At 59.8% G+C, this 16,391-nt stretch carries 14 protein-coding genes; 11 read left to right on the forward strand and 3 right to left on the reverse strand.

The window, feature by feature from the left end; translation table 11 throughout:
• The first annotated feature begins 12 nt into the window (after window positions 1-12).
• Both CFB49_RS18845 and CFB49_RS18850 read left to right on the forward strand, forming a co-directional pair.
• Window positions 13-780, forward strand: a complete 768-nt coding sequence (locus tag CFB49_RS18845) for an ABC transporter ATP-binding protein (RefSeq protein WP_069618624.1) — start codon at window positions 13-15, stop codon at window positions 778-780.
• Window positions 781-860: 80 nt separating this feature from the next.
• Window positions 861-1,295 carry a cupin domain-containing protein gene (locus CFB49_RS18850; protein WP_069618623.1) on the forward strand — a complete coding sequence of 145 codons (435 nt, stop codon included), beginning with the start codon at window positions 861-863 and terminating at the stop codon, window positions 1,293-1,295.
• A 365-nt stretch (window positions 1,296-1,660) separates the two neighbouring features.
• Here CFB49_RS18850 and CFB49_RS18855 read toward each other — a convergent pair whose 3' ends face one another.
• Window positions 1,661-3,025 carry a polyhydroxyalkanoate depolymerase gene (locus CFB49_RS18855; protein ID WP_089492025.1) on the reverse strand — a complete coding sequence of 455 codons (1,365 nt, stop codon included), beginning with the start codon at window positions 3,023-3,025 and terminating at the stop codon, window positions 1,661-1,663.
• 284 nt (window positions 3,026-3,309) lie between these two features.
• Between CFB49_RS18855 and CFB49_RS18860 the strand changes: the two genes are divergently transcribed.
• The 9 genes from CFB49_RS18860 to CFB49_RS18895 all read left to right on the forward strand — a co-directional run bounded on the left by CFB49_RS18860 (window position 3,310) and on the right by CFB49_RS18895 (window position 13,611).
• A complete protein-coding gene (locus CFB49_RS18860) occupies window positions 3,310-3,972 on the forward strand; it encodes a glutathione S-transferase family protein (RefSeq protein ID WP_069618621.1) in 663 nt (220 codons plus the stop codon).
• Between the two features lie 238 nt (window positions 3,973-4,210).
• Window positions 4,211-5,458: a Crp/Fnr family transcriptional regulator gene (locus CFB49_RS18865; RefSeq protein WP_089492026.1), complete on the forward strand. Its 1,248-nt coding sequence runs from the start codon at window positions 4,211-4,213 to the stop codon at window positions 5,456-5,458.
• A gap of 12 nt (window positions 5,459-5,470) precedes the next feature.
• Window positions 5,471-6,235, forward strand: a complete 765-nt coding sequence (locus CFB49_RS18870) for a flagellar motor protein (RefSeq protein ID WP_089492027.1) — start codon at window positions 5,471-5,473, stop codon at window positions 6,233-6,235.
• A gap of 80 nt (window positions 6,236-6,315) precedes the next feature.
• On the forward strand, window positions 6,316-6,987 hold the full coding sequence (locus CFB49_RS18875; protein ID WP_089492028.1) for an OmpA/MotB family protein: 672 nt from the start codon (window positions 6,316-6,318) through the stop codon (window positions 6,985-6,987).
• A 172-nt stretch (window positions 6,988-7,159) separates the two neighbouring features.
• Window positions 7,160-9,022: a methyl-accepting chemotaxis protein gene (locus CFB49_RS18880; RefSeq protein WP_089492029.1), complete on the forward strand. Its 1,863-nt coding sequence runs from the start codon at window positions 7,160-7,162 to the stop codon at window positions 9,020-9,022.
• An 854-nt stretch (window positions 9,023-9,876) separates the two neighbouring features.
• A complete protein-coding gene (locus tag CFB49_RS18885; protein WP_089492030.1) occupies window positions 9,877-10,917 on the forward strand; it encodes a ParA family protein in 1,041 nt (346 codons plus the stop codon).
• Window positions 10,918-10,979: 62 nt separating this feature from the next.
• Window positions 10,980-11,549, forward strand: a complete 570-nt coding sequence (locus tag CFB49_RS35785; RefSeq protein WP_143329299.1) for a hypothetical protein — start codon at window positions 10,980-10,982, stop codon at window positions 11,547-11,549.
• 65 nt (window positions 11,550-11,614) lie between these two features.
• Window positions 11,615-12,961, forward strand: coding sequence for an anti-phage deoxyguanosine triphosphatase (locus tag CFB49_RS18890; protein ID WP_089492784.1), 1,347 nt, complete (start codon window positions 11,615-11,617; stop codon window positions 12,959-12,961).
• 353 nt (window positions 12,962-13,314) lie between these two features.
• Window positions 13,315-13,611: a hypothetical protein gene (locus tag CFB49_RS18895; RefSeq protein WP_089492031.1), complete on the forward strand. Its 297-nt coding sequence runs from the start codon at window positions 13,315-13,317 to the stop codon at window positions 13,609-13,611.
• A gap of 200 nt (window positions 13,612-13,811) precedes the next feature.
• Here the strand turns inward: CFB49_RS18895 and CFB49_RS18900 are convergent, their stop codons facing one another.
• Window positions 13,812-15,053, reverse strand: coding sequence for a metal-dependent hydrolase family protein (locus tag CFB49_RS18900; protein WP_089492032.1), 1,242 nt, complete (start codon window positions 15,051-15,053; stop codon window positions 13,812-13,814).
• 13 nt (window positions 15,054-15,066) lie between these two features.
• A complete protein-coding gene (locus tag CFB49_RS18905) occupies window positions 15,067-16,383 on the reverse strand; it encodes an MFS transporter (protein ID WP_089492033.1) in 1,317 nt (438 codons plus the stop codon).
• Window positions 16,384-16,391 lie beyond the last annotated feature (8 nt).

The following is a 16,391-nucleotide window of genomic DNA, read 5'->3' on the forward strand; positions in this document are numbered from 1 at the left end:
GAAGGACCCAGCATGTACAAGCTTACCGTTGACAACCTGCACAAGAAATTCGGCGACAACGAGGTGTTGAAGGGCGTGTCGATGAAGGCGAAGGCCGGCGACGTGATCAGCATCATCGGCTCGAGCGGCTCCGGCAAAAGCACGTTCCTGCGCTGCATCAATTTCCTCGAACAGCCGTGCTCCGGGCAGATCACGATCGGCAGCGAGCCGATCCAGACCACGCGCGACCGCAACGGCTCGCTGCGCGTGGCCGACCAGAAGCAGTTGCAGCGCATGCGCACGAAGCTGTCGATGGTGTTCCAGCACTTCAACCTGTGGGCGCACATGACGGTGCTCGAGAACGTGATCGAGGCGCCGATGGCCGTGCTCGGCGTCGGCAAGGAAGAGGCGGTCGCGCGGGCGCGCAAGTACCTGGAGAAGGTCGGGCTCGCGCCGCGCGTCGAGGGTATGTACCCGTCGCACCTGTCGGGCGGCCAGCAGCAGCGCGTCGCGATCGCGCGTGCGCTTGCGATGGAGCCGGAGGTGATGCTGTTCGACGAGCCGACGTCGGCGCTCGATCCGGAGCTGGTGGGCGAAGTGCTGAAGGTGATGCAGAAGCTGGCCGAGGAAGGACGGACGATGGTCGTCGTCACGCACGAGATGGGCTTCGCGCGCAACGTGTCGAACCACGTGATCTTCCTGCATCAGGGGAAGATCGAGGAAGAGGGCGATCCGCAGCAGATCCTCGTGAATCCGAAGAGCGAGCGGCTCGGGCAGTTTCTGTCGGGGCGGTTGAAGTAAGTACGCACGGTTTCGCGCCGTCGCAAACTGGAACGCTTAATGCTTGTCTCGCGTGATCCTTTCGATGAAGGAGCACCGCGATGAGCACGCCGACCACCACCGCTTTTTCCCACGTGAAGCCGCAGGACACCGCCTATCAAGGCGAGGGCCTGCGCGACTTCTTCCTGTATCGCGATCTCGGCATCGCCGCCGCGACGAACGGCAAGGTCGTCGCGCAACTCGTCAGGGCCAATCATGCACCGGCGGCGGGCACCGGCTGGCACCGTCATGAGGCCGAGTTCCATATCGTGATCATGTTGAAGGGCTGGGCGCGCTTCATGTACGGCGACCAGGAAACGCTGGTGGCGGCCGGAGACTGCGTGCACCAGGCGCCGGGGATCGTCCACTACCTGTTCGACTACTCGCCGGACATGGAGTATCTGGAGATCGTCGGGCCTGCCGACTTCAAATCGATCGACGTCGACGGGCCGTGCGCGGTGCCGGAGCCAACGCCGTGGGGCGAGGTCGGTGCGTAGCGTGCCGGCTCGGTGTGCGTTTTCGACGAACCGCCTGCATTCAGGCGGTTTTTTATGGTCCGCCCAAATCCGCGACCGACCTTCCGCCTCCGCCTGTTGATTCGAATTCCAAACGGCCCTGAAGCCCAAGAACCAGAAAGAAAAGAAAGACAGTCGTCAGCTTCGGCCGTCAATTGACGGTGCGATGTCAAAGATCGTCGATTGCACGCAGATGCGGTGCACGGCCTGTCGACGCCGGGCGTTAGCCGCACGGCAAGGCCTGCGTGCAACGAGCCGGCCGGGCGCGTGAGTGGTTCGATCGCGCGTCGTCCGGATGCTGCAGCAAACGTCGCCCCGCCTTTCCGGCGGGGTGATTCACTGTGTCACTACCCGCGTTCAGTCGCGTGATCCGATTGCGCTTCGTTCGCCGCATCGATCCCGGCCGTGCGCGCATCGAGCAGCGCGCGCAGCGTGACGTAATAGGCGCCGCTTGTGTCGCCTTCCGCATCCGCGGTGCGATCGTACGGCTCGTTGTCGTGGATCGTCGCGCGCACGATCGGATAGATCTGCGCTTCCCATCGGCTGCCGTTGAACACGCCGTAGTGCCCGACACCCGTTTGTACATGGTGCGTCTTCAGGTACGACGGTAACCCCGAACATAGTTCCTGCGCGGCGACCGTCTGGCCCACTGCGCAGATATCGTCCTTCTCGCCTTCGACCGTCAACAGCGCGGTACGATGAATCGCCGCCGGTTCGACGAGCGTGCCGCCGACCGTCAATTCGCCGCGCGCGAGCGCGTACTGCTGGAACACCTTCTCGACCGTTTCCAGATAGAACTCCGCGGTGAGGTCGGCCGTCGCGAAATATTCATCGTAGAAATGCCGCAACGTATCGGCTTTCGCGGGGTCGCCTTTCGCGCGCTCGTAGTACAGATCGGCGAACGACGCCGCATGCCGGTCCGGGTTCATCGACATGAATGCGCCGACCTGCACGAAGCCCGGATACACGCACCGCTGCGCGCCGACGAAGCCCGTCGGCACCACGCTGATCAGGTTGTGCGCGAACCACTCGATCGGCTGGCTCGTCGCGAGTTCGTTGACCTTCGTCGGATTCACGCGGCAGTCGATCGGGCCAGCCATCAGCGTCAGGCTCGCCGGCTGCGCGGGATCGCCGCCCGCCGCCATCAGCGAGACTGCCGCGAGCGACGCGACGGTCGGCTGGCAGATCGCGAGCACGTGCGCGTCCGGGCCGATGTGGCGAATGAAGTCGATCACGTGCGTGACGTATTCGTCGAAACCGAAACGTCCGGCCGCCAGCGGGATGTCGCGCGGGTTGTGCCAGTCGGTGATGTACACGTCGTGATCGGCCAGCATCGTGCGCACCGTGCCGCGCAGCAGCGTCGCGAAGTGCCCGGACATCGGCGCGACGATCAGCACGCGCGGCTGGCGCGCGACCGGCCGCGCCTTGCGGAAATGCAGCAGCGTCGCGAACGGGGTGGCCGCGGCCGCTTCCTCGACGATCGGCACCGTTTCGCCGTCGACGACGACCGACGCGATCCCGAACGGCGGCCGCCGGTGCGAGAACGCGCAGCATTCGAGCAGCTCGCACAGCGCGTCGACCATGCGGCCCGTCGGCGTCGATGTCGCCGGCGGCCACAGCGACATCGTCGCGCGCGTGGCGGCCGCCCATGCACGCGCCGGGCGCAGGCATTCCGCAGACCATTGATAAAACGGATAGGCAAGCAGATTCATGACCGTCGCTCGTGACGCCGCATTGCAGGTAACGAGGCAAGGCGTATGCCAGCATGCGGCTGGCACGCGCGTTGCAGCGGTTCGGGAGCGCGGCGACGCGCGCGGTACGTGATGAGCAGGGCGAAGGCGATCCGTTGCCTTGCTGGCCGGGCGTGCGACACGTGTCGCGATGCCGTGCGACGTTGCGCCAGTTCGGCGTACGGACCGCACAGGCGTGGTGCGCGGTCCGACGGCGCGTCCGTTTACGGTGCAGGGGCACGAACGACATTCAGCAGGGGAGCGACATGGAATCCAACGCACGGACGACGCTGACCATCAGCAGCCGCAATTACTCGTCGTGGTCGATGCGCGGGTGGTTGCTCGCGAAGCTGAGCGGCCTCGCGTTCGAGACGATCAGCGTGCCGATTGATGCCACGTCGCGCGCCGAACTGCTGCTACTGTCGCCATCGATCCTCGTGCCGTGCCTGACGCACGACGGCAACGCGGTGTGGGACACGCTCGCGATCGCCGAGTACCTGAACGAGATCCGCCCGCAGGCGCGACTGCTGCCCGACGAGCGCCACGCACGCGCGCACTGCCGATCGATTTGCGGCGAGATGCATTCCGGCTTCAGCGCATTGCGATCCGCGCTGCCGATGAACCTGCGCGGGCATTTCCCCGGCTTCCGGATCTGGTCGCGCGCGCAGCACGACATCGAGCGAATCGTGACCATCTGGCGCGAGTGCCTGGCCGAGTACGGCGGCCCCTGGCTGTTCGGGGCGGAGATCGGCATCGCCGATGCGATGTACGCGCCGGTCGTCACGCGCTTCCTGACCTACGACGTGAAGCTCGAACCGGATATCGCCGAGTACTGCATGCGCGTGCTGGCGCATCCGTTCGTCGCCGAGTGGATCGACGCGGCGAAGGCCGAGCACGAAGACATCGACGAACTCGACATGGAGTTCTGACGCGTTCGATCGCGGCGCGCTTTCAATTTCACTACAGGTGCGAACGACGAAACGAACGATCGATGGACCTGCGCAACTCGCAAACGTTTCACCTTGATTTCGGTTCAAAACGAGCACGAATGCCCTAAAGGGCGTTGCGCCCGATGACGTAAACAAGTCACGGGGACGACTCGCGATCGCATGCTTCAGACGTGCGACGCGCAGTCCGCAACAACCAGCGCAGCAGGGGGATCGACTTGTGAATCGTCAGCAATCGTGGACGCGTACCGCCGCGCCCGGGGAAATCATTTACTCGGAGGGCTTCGCGGGCGAGCCCGTCATCTTCCTCATTACCGACGGCAAGGTCGAGCTGTCCACGCGCTGCGACGACAAGCGCGTGATCGTCGCGACGCTCGGCCGTGGCGAGTTCTTCGGCGAATCGGCGCTGCTCGCCGCCGAGCCGCGTGCGCATACCGCGAAGGCGCTGTCGTTCTGTCAGCTCACGGTCGTGCCGGCCGGCATCCTCGATGAAGAAATCGAGCGCGTGTCCGCGCTGCTGCGTCATATCGTGCGAACGATGATCCGCCGCGTGAAGCGCAAGGACGACCAGCTCGCGACCTATACGCATGCGGATTTCATGCCGGGCGTGCTGTCGTATGCGCACGTGCTGTCGCTGATGGCGGGCGCCGATGGGCGCGAACCTGGCGACATGTGGGCGCGCCGGCCGATGCAGGCGCATGCGGCCGAAACCTCCGTGCCGCTCGCCGAAGTGATCCGCAAATGCCGCGCGATTGCCGGCCATTCACGGCCGCACGTGCTCGCGATGCTGCGGCGCATGGAGAAGCTCAACCTCGTCACGATCGAAGCCGCGCAGGGCGATGGCGGTGGCGCAACCGATTACGCGGCTTCGTCGGATGCGCGCCAGGTCGTCACGTTCGACGCCGCACGCGTGGTCGACCGCGCGCAGCAGGTGGCCGATCACGATCTCGACGTGTCCATCAACAGCGAACTCGAACTCATCGAGCTGACCGATCTCGAATCGCTGATCGGCGTCGACAAGACGCTGTTGCTCAACAAGCTGTCGAACGGCGAGATCGCTGAAGAAGTGTTCGCGTTCCGCAAATCGAAGGTGCTCAACTACGTCGAACAGAAGGGCGTTGCGTACTTCTCGCGCCGCAATGGCCGCCGCGGCGGCGACGTGCGCGCGCTCGAGGATCTCGTGTGGATCGACCCGCGCACGCTGTTCGACGTGATCAGCGCGTTCGATACCTACGACCTCGCGAAACTGATCGCGAACCTCGACGATCGCGCGGTGGCCGACAAGCTGTTTTCCGTGATGACCGAGGCGCGGCGCAACGAGGTGTCGTGGGTGATGCGCCGCGAACTCAAGCTCGATCCGATCGAGATCGAGGACATCGAACAGCGCGTGCTGGAGGCCGTGCGCGCGGCGAAGGCGCCTGCGGCGGGTGCGGCGTCCGTCGCGGCGACACTGTCGTCGGATGCGTGATACGGGGGGCGTATGGATCTGTTGACCCTGGTCGGTGTGATGCTGGGCGGCGCGGCGATCGTGTTCGGGTTCGCGCTCGAAGGTGGGCATTTCTCGATGCTGTTCCAGTTCGAGGCGCTCGTGATCGTGCTCGGCGGTACGCTCGGCGCGGTGATGATCCAGAACACGTGGGCGCGCTTCTTCGACGCGGTGAAGCAGTTGCGGCTCGCGTTCGTGCGCGCGCGCGAAGTCGATCGCAAGAACCTGTCCGATCTGCTCGAATGGGGCGACCGCGCGAAGCTCGACGGGCTGCTCGCGTTCGAATCGATGGACGTGAGCGGAATTCATCCGTTCGCGCGACGCGGGCTCGAACTGCTGGCGAACGGTGTGTCGACCGCGGTGCTCGAAGATGCGTTGCAGCGCGAACTCGATGCGTACGAACGCAGCCGCCTCGCCGCCGTGCGCGTGTGGCAGCAGGCCGGCGGCTATGCGCCGACCTTCGGCATTCTCGGCTCGGTGCTCGGGCTCGTGCAGGTGACGAGCCATATTCTGGAGCCGGCGCAGCTTGGGCCGGGCATCGCGATGGCGTTCGTCGCGACGCTGTATGGGCTCGCGTTTGCGAACCTCGTGTTCCTGCCGCTGTACGGCAAGCTGCGCGCGCAGATCGATAGCGAGATGCGGTTCCGCAAGCTGTATCTCGACGGCTTGCTCGCGATCTCGCGCAAGGAATCGCCGCATACGATCGAGACGCGGTTGACCGGCGATGTGCGTGGGCGGGCGGCGGAAACGCTGGCGTGATGGTCGTGCGCTTTGTGCTTGCGTGTATCTGCACCTGTACCTGTGCCTGTCTCGTATGACGAACCCGGATTCCCGACAGCATGACTGCTCGAACTGACGGCGCATCCGCTGCCGATCGCGACGATCACGAACTCGAAGGCGCGCAGTCCGGGCGCTGGCTGATTTCGTACGCGGATCTCATCACGACGCTGATGGTGCTGTTTCTCGCGCTGTATGTGCTTCAGCTCGCGAAATACAACGCGCTCGATGCGCGGTATCAGACGCTTGCGCGACAGGCTGGGGGCGCTGCGACTGCTTCCGTCGATGCCGCCAAGTCCGAGCCAGCGCCGCCATGGCTCGCGTTGCTCGATTCGTTGAAGTCGAATGGGCGCATTTCGCTGGTGAAGGCGCCGCATGGCGTCGAGATCGGTATCGACGCGAAGATCCTGTTCAACGTCGGCGATGCACGCTTGCTGCCCGATTCGTCGCCGGTGCTGAACCAGATTGCACAGGCATTGAGCGCGCATGCCACCGGCGACATCCTCGTCGAAGGCCACACCGACAGCGTGCCGATCGCGAACGCGAAATATGAATCGAACTGGGAGCTTTCGTCGGCGCGTGCGGGGAGTGTGGTCCGCTACCTGACCGAGCGCGGTGTCGCGCCGCATCGGCTGGCCGCGATCGGGCGGGCCGATACGCAGCCGCTCGTCGCGGGGGACGATGCGGCTTCAAGGGCGAGGAACCGGCGCGTCACGATCTTCGTTGCTTACTGATCAGCGCCTCGTATTTGCGTTGTTTCTCGTGCATATAGGCGGCCGCATATGCCCGCTCTTTAACAACATAACGAATCTCGAATGATCGCTATCTGAAATCAGCGATGCGATTCTGCGCCCGCCTGCCGATAACCCAATCTGGCTCAGACCGAGCGGTTATCGAGGGTTCCCCATGCATTTCTGGCGCAAGCTTTCCATTCAGAACAAGCTGATTCTCAGCATGACGAGTTGCCTGCTCGTGTTCGTCGCGATTTCGAGCGGGCTCAGTGTCCGTCTGATCGGCAACGCGGTGCGCGATCGCGTCGTCCGCGAAGAGTTGCCGACCGCCGTCAACGGCATCCGCGCCGACGTGCAGCGCCAGATGGCTGGCCCGATCGCCGCGTCGCGCATTCTCGCGCGTGATGCGTTCCTGCTGCAATGGGAAGCCGACGGCGAACCCGATGCCGGCACACGCAACTGGATTCAGCTCGCGAAGAACGTGAAGGACGAGCAGAAGGCCGCGTCCGTGCAGTGGGTGTCGGTGAAGAGCGGCAACTACTACAACGAAGCCGGCTTGCAGCGGAAGGTGACCGACAAGGATCAGTGGCTGACCAGCTTTCTTTCGTCGGGCAAGGCGTACGACGTGAACATGGATCGCGAGGTGACCGTCGGCGGCTACATGATGTTCATCAACAGCCGCGTGGAACTCGACGGCGTGCCGATCGGCGCGGCGAGCATGAGCCTGTCCGTCGATGCGCTCGCGAAGGGGATCTCGGCCTACCGGATCGGCGAGAGCGGGTTTGCGTATCTCGTGCGCCCCGACGGCGCGATCATGATGCATCGCGATACGTCGCTGATCGACGGCAAGCATTTTCTGAAGGACGAGCCGGGGCTACCGGGCGATGCGTCGTCGACGTTGCTTGCGGGCAAGCCGTATGCGTATCTCAGTTACGAGGGTGATGGCGGCGCGCGCTTCATCGCGACGTCGTTCATTCCGGAGCTGAATGCGTATGTGGTTGTTCAGGTGCCGGAGGCCGAATTGCTCGGGCCGGTGACGCGTGCGATTCGTAGTGCGGCGTTGGTCGCGGCGGTGGTGGGGCTTGGGGTTGCGCTGTTCGTGATCTGGTTGGTGGGCCGAGCGATTGCCGCGCCGATTCGTCGGGCGGCGACGCTGCTGTCGGAGATCGCCAGCGGTCAGGGCGATTTGACGCGCCGGATGACGGTCGAGAGCGAGGACGAGATCGGGCAGTTGTCGGATGCGTTCAACCGGTTCGTGTCGTCGCTGTCGACGCTGGTTCACCGGATTCGGGCGGCTTCGGCTTCGATTGCGACCGGGTCGGCGCAGATTGCGTCGGGGAATGCGGATCTGAGCGAACGCACCGAAGGGCAGTCGAGCAACCTGGAGCGGACGGCTTCGTCGATGGAAGAGATCACGGCCGTGGTGCGCAACAACACCGAGACGGCGACGACGGCCGCGAAGATGATCAACGGCGCGGCGGATACGGCGGCGCGTGGTGGGCAGGTTGTGGGCGAGGTCGTGACGACGATGGAGCAGATCAGCAACGCGTCGCAGCGGATCTCCGAGATCATCGTGATGATCGACAGTATTTCGTTTCAGACGAATATTCTGGCGTTGAATGCTGCGGTGGAGGCGGCGCGGGCGGGGGAGCAGGGGCGTGGGTTTGCTGTTGTGGCTTCGGAGGTGCGGAATCTGGCGCAGCGCAGTGCGCAGGCGGCGAAGGAGATCAAATCGCTGATCGAGCATAGCGCGGGGACGGTGGGTGCCGGGTCGCGGCTCGTTAGCGAGGCGGGGAAGGTGATGAGTGATGTTGTGTCGCAGGTTCAGGGCGTTAGCGCGATGATGAGCGAGATTGCCGAGGCTAGCCTGGAGCAGAGTGCCGGGATCGATCAGATTGGGGACGCGGTGCAGTCGCTCGATCAGATGACGCAGCAGAATGCGGCTTTGGTTGAGGAAAGCGCGGCGGCGGCGGAGAGTTTGAAGCAACAGGCGGCGGAATTGACCAAGCTGGTTTCGGCTTTTAAGGTGGATGAGTAAGGGCTGATCGGGGGTGTTTCTGAGGGCGGCTGCCGTGGGTCACGGCGGCCGTTTTTACATTCCGATATGGTTTCAGGGGCGTTATAGACAACGAAAGACATTTCCTGGCTGAAAGTCGCCGGTTGTGCTTCTGGCTATGGTTGTTGTCGATCGATTCTTAGCTCGCGGATCGGAGGGTTGTGAAATCAGGAAACACGGCTTCGACCGAAGATTGGGCGGCAAGAAATACACCACCTGGCTGAATGCGGATCCGATAAAGCTTGTTGGGGCGCGTAAGGTGAATGGCTTTCTCCGTGAAGGTGGGGTGGGATTGCCGATGACGGGATGACGTCTTGGCCTGATCAGTGGTTCTTCAAATCGGATGATGGAAGGTGAATCTGCTTGTTAGACTGCCCCGGCTTTTAGATGCCTGTTGAAGGTGGTAGTGTTGGTCTCAAGTTTAGCGGCGATGTTGCCGTTATCGTTCGATAACGAGATTCATATACCGATGTGCTTACGGATGATATGGCGACGTTTCGGTTTTTCCGAACTGTTGCTGAAGCAGAAGCCCGTGAATGTGACGGTGAGGCTGTTGCTGCTGGCAGAAAGCCGGGATAAGGTGGTGGTGGAGGGCAAAACATTGACGAAGGCGATTAAGAAAAGGAAGGGGTTTATTCATGTGGCGAGAAATGCGTGTTCAATATATTGTCGCCCTTCGTGCCGATTGCTCCTGAAGAGCGAAGGAAGGGCCGCTTCGCAAAGTGATTCTCTCGGCAGCTTGAATGCATGAGATTCGTGTCTGGCATGTAAGCTATAGCAGGCGAAGTTTTTCAATAGCTTCTGTACCAATTTCATCTTAATTTAAAGGAAATAATATGACAAAAATAGTGTGCCTGTTTAATCATAAGGGTGGTGTAAGTAAGACAACCACGGTTTTTAACTTAGGTTGGATGTTGGGATTGAAAGGGAAGCGAGTGGTTTTGGCCGATTTTGATCCACAGTGTAATCTTACAGGTATGGTCCTCGGTTACCGCGGTGTTGAGGATCTTGAGCAGACTTATCAGCCCGATCCTGCAAATAATGTTAAGGATGGTTTGGCACCTGCTTTTGAGTCGAGGCCGCGCCAAATTATAGGTGCAGAATGTGGAGAAATTCCGGGGAACGACAATGTGTTCTTGCTGCCTGGTCATATTGGGTTGGCAGAATATGAAACTACGTTGGGTATTGCTCAAGAACTGAGTGGATCATTGCTTGCTTTGCGTAATTTGCCGGGAGCGTTGCGCTTTCTCCTTGATCGGACCGCAGAGAAGTATCGGGCTGATTATGTTCTCGTTGATATGAGCCCAAGTCTCGGTCCGATTAATCAGAATCTTTTAATGACAAGCGATCATTTCATTGTTCCGTTACATCCTGATTATTTTTCATCAATGGCTCTCAGCTCGCTTGCAAAATCACTGCCAAGGTGGGCTGTGTGGGCGAGAACGGCGTATAGTATGGATGTTTTGCGAAATGCTGACTATCCGTTCCCGGAGCCGCGTGCGACTTTTATTGGGGCAATAATTCAGAAATATCGACCTAGAAATGGTAGGCCAAGTGCGGCGTTTGACCGGTGGGTTGAGAAGCTTAAGGATGGATTGCAGCAGCAGCTGGTTCCGAGTTTGGAAACGGCGCAGTTGCTGGACGGTGCAGATTTTGAGGCTCGAGTTGAATTTCCGCCGTCAGAGCCTATTTTGTCAGTGGCCGATTTTAACAGTCTTATTGCGTTGTCGCAGGAGCATCAACTTCCAGTCTATGCTCTGACTGCCGAAAAGCTAGGGCAGCAAGGACGAATTTGGGAGCAAACTGCTGAGAGTATGAGGGTGTTTGAGGATGCATTCAGTGAGTGTGCCGATAAATTTATCGCTCTGACGGCGTAAATCATATGTCCCCAATTGACCATTTTCGATCCATATGGGAGCGCTGTGATCAATTAAGTACTATGCATACTTTTCTGGCAGATCGCCTCACTGCTGCGCTTCGTCCGGATGAGTTGTTACGTGCAGAATGGGTCGCCCGGGTAAGTGCGTTAGATCTTTACGTGCACGAACTTGTTGCACAAAAGATGCTTGAAACGTTTGAGGGAGTGCGCCCAGCAGCCAGCGGGTTTGGAAAATTTGTAATTCCAACTGATGTTTTGATGAGGATTCGCGGCGCAAGCAATTTCGTAAATGCCGCCGCAGCGTTCGATCTTGAGGTCAGGACGCGGTTAGGGTATTTGACATACCAAGATCCAGAAAAGATTGCTGATGGTATTCGAATGATATCTAATTGTGAGCTGTGGAATGAGGTTGCGTTAGCCCTCGGCGCAACCTCAGCAACAAAAGTTGATAGAGCGAAGGCAATTAAGCGATCTTTATCGATCGTCGTGGAAAGGAGAAATAAAATTGCGCACGAGGGAGATCTACAACCAGGAATACCAAGAGATCCATGGCCTATAATTAAGGCCGATATTCGGGACGTGTCTCGTTTGATTTTTGATATTGTTGAATCGATCGATAGAATTGTGTGACCTGATTCGATTGGGTTGTTAATAAATCAGGGCTTTGTTCTGGGGTAAATATGGGGGGCAATAATATGCAGGAAGATGTGTGGCAGGAGAGGCGGGAGGCGAGCACGTCGCGCCCAAATGATGTTCGTTCTGAATGGGAGCGGGACTATGCTCGTTTGATCCATTCATCTGCGTTTCGCCGATTGCAGTCAAAAACACAGGTTTTGGGGTTGGGGGAGAGTGATTTTTATCGTACACGGCTCACTCATTCGATGGAGGTCGCTCAGATTGGAGTGGGAATTGTTCGATGGTTGAAGTCATGTCATCAAGATGACGTTGGAATTGCCAGTGCTCTTCCAGATGACGCCTTGATGAGTTCTATTTGTCTTGCGCATGATATTGGGCATCCACCATTTGGGCATGGTGGAGAGGTTGCGCTTAATATCTGTATGAGGGATTTTGGTGGGTTTGAGGGTAACGGTCAAACATTGCGTATATTGTCTCGTCTGGATAAGTATACTGAGGGTCATGGCTTAAATCCGACTCGCAGATTGATGTTGGGTATTCTTAAATATCCGGCATCCTATGAAGCTACCGTGGTGGAAAGTCATTATGGTGTGCTTCGAAATCCAGCATGGCTTAGTAAAGCAGAAGAACAGCATCCGCCCAAGTGCTACATGGATGACGAGCATGAAGTGGTTGAGTGGATTTTTCAGCCGTTGAGTTCGGATGAGAAGTTGGAATTTGCGAGGACGGAGAAGAAATTTGAAAAGGATGGTGGTAGAAAGCATAATAAGCCAATAAATAAGGCGTTGGATACATCGATCATGGAGTTGGCTGATGATATTTCATATAGCCTGCATGATTTGGAGGACGCTATTTCGTTGAGGATGGTGACGCGAAAAGATTGGAAGGAGCATAACGAAGGGCATCGAGAGTTGTTCTCTGATTGTAACTTGGATGATGATCTTTTGGCTGAAGAGCTGTTTGCGGATGAGAGTTATCGACGTAAAAAGACTATCGGTGGTCTGGTTCATGGATTTATTACCAATACGAAGATTGTAAGGTCAGGTGTCTCGGCCGCAATGTGTGATCTTGTTAAGTGGAATGCCGAAATGGAGCCGTCGTACGAGAATCTGTTGCGTCACATATTTGAGCTCGTTAAAATTAAGGTCATAAAAAGTAGCAATGTCCAGCAGTTGGAATTCAAGGGGCAAAAACTTATTATAGAATTGTTTGATGCTATAAATTCGGATCCGGAGCGGCTTTTGCCTAGTAATGCGCTGAGAAAATATCGGGAAGTCAGGGGTGATGCGCAGATGGCAACTCGTATCGTGTGTGATTTTATTGCTGGGATGACGGACGAATACGCAGCTAGATTGTACGAGAAATTGTATTATCCGCACAAAGGATCAATTTTTGATCGATTGTAATTTTTGTGAGGCGTGTATTTGACTGTGTGGGATCTGGCTTTGAAGGTAAGCGGCATTCAAAATATCAATGCTCTTGATCTGTCCAAGTCCCTCTGCCAAACGGCCAGTCCCGCTTATTTTCCCATTTCTGAGATGCCGGCGGGACTACACTGGTCATGAAGCGATGCTTCTCGTCATCGGAACTGAACGCAACCCCTCCACCCCGATGGTCGAAAGAAAGCCGTCTTGCCCAACAAGACGTAGCGAAGAGGGGAGAAAGAAGGGGAAACCCGAGGCATCAAAGAAGCGCGGGCCGCATGGGCGGCAACCCATACGACCCGCTGACCACCACCAACTCGTAGCAGGAGTCGGAAATGGCTGACGCCAATAGTAAGACACGTCGTAGAAAGAACAAACCCGTCAACATGCAGAAGACGTTTGAGCTGGTCCTTCGCAACTACCCGGACCTACCCAAGCGAGGCTGGCCGTACCTGCCGTGGATGAAGGCGATCGATATCAATTTCAAGATCTTCGGCTTCAAGCCGGGCGACCGCGTGTACCTGAGAGTCAGCGATGTCGACCGATCGATCACGATCACGCCGGACTACAGCCAGCTGGCGCTGCGAGAGCAGCCGTACCACGATCCTGACCGGGGACCGTCGCCGCTCTAACACCTGCCAGGGCCGCTCGATGCGGCTCTAGCGAGTGGAACGCAGGCGTTGCATGAACACGACTGACTGCCGGGGCGACACCGCCCCGGCCATTGCCGCGAACGCCGCGATTCACACCTCTAGTGACCTTCAACAACTGTCACGACCGCAAGGCCCGTGAGGCTACATCGCGCCTGCCGAAATACCCGAATGGCGTTAAATCACCGCCCGCCGGCCCGCCGCTTCACAACCGCTCCCCGCTGCAACACATACTCGACCTTCGCGCCTTCATCGGCCACGACCCCGATATCCTCGAGCGGATTCCCATCGAGCACGATGAGGTCGGCGATCGCCCCAACCGCAACGACCCCAAGCTCCCCGGTCATATTCACAATCTCCGCCGCCACCGTCGTCGCCGACCTGAGCGCTTCCAGATTCCCCAGCACCTCCGCCCGAATCCGAAACTCCCCGGACTGAAACGCGTGCATCTCGCCGAGCAGGTCCGATCCGAACCCCATCTTCACGCCGGATTTCGCATAGATCTCAAGCGACTCGCGTCCTTTCTGCTGCACGGAAGCGACTTTTGCCACCGAGTCGGCAGGCATCCCAAACTCAGCCCCATGCTTAGCCAACGCGTCATAAGTCACCAGCGTAGGCACCACAAACGCCCCCCGCTCACGCATGAGCGTCGCAGCCGCTTCATCCACGAGATTCCCATGCTCGATCGTCCGCACGCCGCATCGCACGGCCCGCGCAATCGCCCGCCCCGTATACGCATGCGCCATCACATAAGTATTCGCCGCCTCGGCCTCATCAACAATCGCCCGAATCTCATCCTCCGAATACTGCGTGTTCGCAATCGGATCGGTCGGCGAAGCGACGCCGCCTGACGCCATGATCTTGATCTGCGTCGCGCCTTTCTGAATCTCCTCACGCACCGCAAGCCGCACGCCTTCAACACCATCGACGACCCGCGCAATCGCTCCCGTCCTGAAACAGCAGGAGCAGGGCTCCAGCAAATCCCCCCGAGGCCGGAAATCCCCATGCCCACCAGTCTGCGACAGCGCCTTCCCCGACGGAAAAATCCGCGGCCCCGGAATCAGCCCCGTCTCAACGGCCTGCATCAAACTCCAATCCGCGCCCCCCGCATCCCGCACACTGGTAAACCCCCGCGACAACATCGCATCGAGAATCGGCAGCGACCGAATCGCCGCGAGAATATTCGGCTGCGTCGCATTCGCACCCAGGTTCGCATTCGACGCCAGCACATGCACATGGCAATCGATGAACCCCGGCATCACGGTCTTGCCGCGCACGTCGATCAGCTGCGCATTCGGCAAATCCACCGGCCGATCGGTGACTTCGACGATTCGCTCGCCTTCGATCACGACATGATGATGTTCGAGCAACACGCCTCGTTCGAGGTCGAGCACGTTGCCGCCTTGAAGCACGGTAATGGTCATGGGAGAAATATCCTTATCGAGTCGTTGCGGCCGCACGCTTCGCGTCCTTCACGAAGCGCGTGCCGACGAAACTGACGGCCGCCGCGAGCATCACGTAGAACGCGGGCGCCATGTTGCTGCCGGTGCGGGCGATCAGCCACGTGATCAGGAACGGCGCGAACCCGCCGAAGATCGTCACCGCGAAGTTGTACGCAACGGATAACCCGGTCGACAGCACCTTGGTCGGAAACAGCTCCGCGAACGCCGCGAGGATCGGCCCCGTATAGGTCGCGATCAGCACGCCGAACACGGCCTGGAACACGATCAGCGACGCGAACCCGGGCGTATGGTTGATCCACGAGAACATCGGCCACGCGAGCACGAGGATCGCGAGCGCCGCGCCGGACAGGAACACGCGCCGTCCCCACGCGTCGGCGAGTCGCCCGACGATCGGCGAGCAGCACATGATCATCAGCCCGCCGACCATGCCGGCCGTGAAGCCGGTCGATTGCGGCAGATGCAGCGTGCGCACGGAATAGGTCGGCATGTAGAACAGCAGCACGTAGGTGCAGACGGTCCACAGGATGACCATCGAGAAACTCGCGAACGTCTCGCGCGGATACGTGTGCAGCACTTCCTTCAGCGGCGAGCTTTCCTTCGCCTGCGATTCGACGGCGCTGAACGCGGGCGTCTCGTCGATATGGCTGCGAATGAAGTAGCCGACCGGCCCGACGATGATCCCGAGCAGGAACGGCAGCCGCCAGCCCCAGCTATGCAGCGCCTGCGTGTCGAGCGACGTCGTGACGAACGTGCCGGTCGCCGCACCGAGCAGCACCGCGAAGCCGATGCTCGACTGGATCCAGCTCGAGTAATACGCGCGCTTCTCCGGCGGCGCGTATTCGGTAAGGAACGCGGTGGCGCCGCCCATCTCGCCGCCGGCCGAGAAGCCCTGCAGCAGCCGCGCGACGACGATCAGGAGCGGCGCGGCGATGCCGGCCTGTTCGTAGGTCGGCGCGATCCCGATCAGCGCGGTGCCGGCCGCCATCAGCAGGATCGTGAGCGACAGCGCGGCCTTGCGCCCGACCTTATCGGCATAGACGCCGAGCACGATGCCGCCCACCGGCCGCATGAAGAAGCCCACGCCGAACGTCGCGACGGTGAGCAGCACGGACGTCAGTTCGTTGCCGGTCGGGAAGAACAGCTTCGCGATGATCACCGCGAAGAAGCTGTAGACGGTGAAGTCGAACCATTCGAGGCCGTTGCCGATGACGGTCGCGACGATGGCGCGGCGGCGCTGTTGCACCGCCGCATCGACGGCAGGCGCGGCGCGCGGGGAAAGCGTTCCTTGCATGGTCTCTT

Origin of the sequence: Burkholderia sp. AU17457 (genome assembly GCF_002223255.1) — a bacterium.
Classification (GTDB): Bacteria; Pseudomonadota; Gammaproteobacteria; order Burkholderiales; family Burkholderiaceae; genus Burkholderia; species Burkholderia sola.

What these genes read in the sequence shown, in the direction of transcription:
- CFB49_RS18845 (WP_069618624.1), top strand. Translation starts at nt 13, where the DNA reads ATGTACAAGCTTACCGTTGACAACCTGCACAAGAAATTCGGCGACAAC.
- CFB49_RS18850 (WP_069618623.1), top strand. Translation starts at nt 861, where the DNA reads ATGAGCACGCCGACCACCACCGCTTTTTCCCACGTGAAGCCGCAGGAC.
- CFB49_RS18855 (WP_089492025.1), bottom strand. Translation starts at nt 3,025, where the DNA reads ATGAATCTGCTTGCCTATCCGTTTTATCAATGGTCTGCGGAATGCCTG.
- CFB49_RS18860 (WP_069618621.1), top strand. Translation starts at nt 3,310, where the DNA reads ATGGAATCCAACGCACGGACGACGCTGACCATCAGCAGCCGCAATTAC.
- CFB49_RS18870 (WP_089492027.1), top strand. Translation starts at nt 5,471, where the DNA reads ATGGATCTGTTGACCCTGGTCGGTGTGATGCTGGGCGGCGCGGCGATC.
- CFB49_RS18875 (WP_089492028.1), top strand. Translation starts at nt 6,316, where the DNA reads ATGACTGCTCGAACTGACGGCGCATCCGCTGCCGATCGCGACGATCAC.
- CFB49_RS18880 (WP_089492029.1), top strand. Translation starts at nt 7,160, where the DNA reads ATGCATTTCTGGCGCAAGCTTTCCATTCAGAACAAGCTGATTCTCAGC.
- CFB49_RS18885 (WP_089492030.1), top strand. Translation starts at nt 9,877, where the DNA reads ATGACAAAAATAGTGTGCCTGTTTAATCATAAGGGTGGTGTAAGTAAG.
- CFB49_RS35785 (WP_143329299.1), top strand. Translation starts at nt 10,980, where the DNA reads ATGCATACTTTTCTGGCAGATCGCCTCACTGCTGCGCTTCGTCCGGAT.
- CFB49_RS18890 (WP_089492784.1), top strand. Translation starts at nt 11,615, where the DNA reads ATGCAGGAAGATGTGTGGCAGGAGAGGCGGGAGGCGAGCACGTCGCGC.
- CFB49_RS18895 (WP_089492031.1), top strand. Translation starts at nt 13,315, where the DNA reads ATGGCTGACGCCAATAGTAAGACACGTCGTAGAAAGAACAAACCCGTC.
- CFB49_RS18900 (WP_089492032.1), bottom strand. Translation starts at nt 15,053, where the DNA reads ATGACCATTACCGTGCTTCAAGGCGGCAACGTGCTCGACCTCGAACGA.
- CFB49_RS18905 (WP_089492033.1), bottom strand. Translation starts at nt 16,383, where the DNA reads ATGCAAGGAACGCTTTCCCCGCGCGCCGCGCCTGCCGTCGATGCGGCG.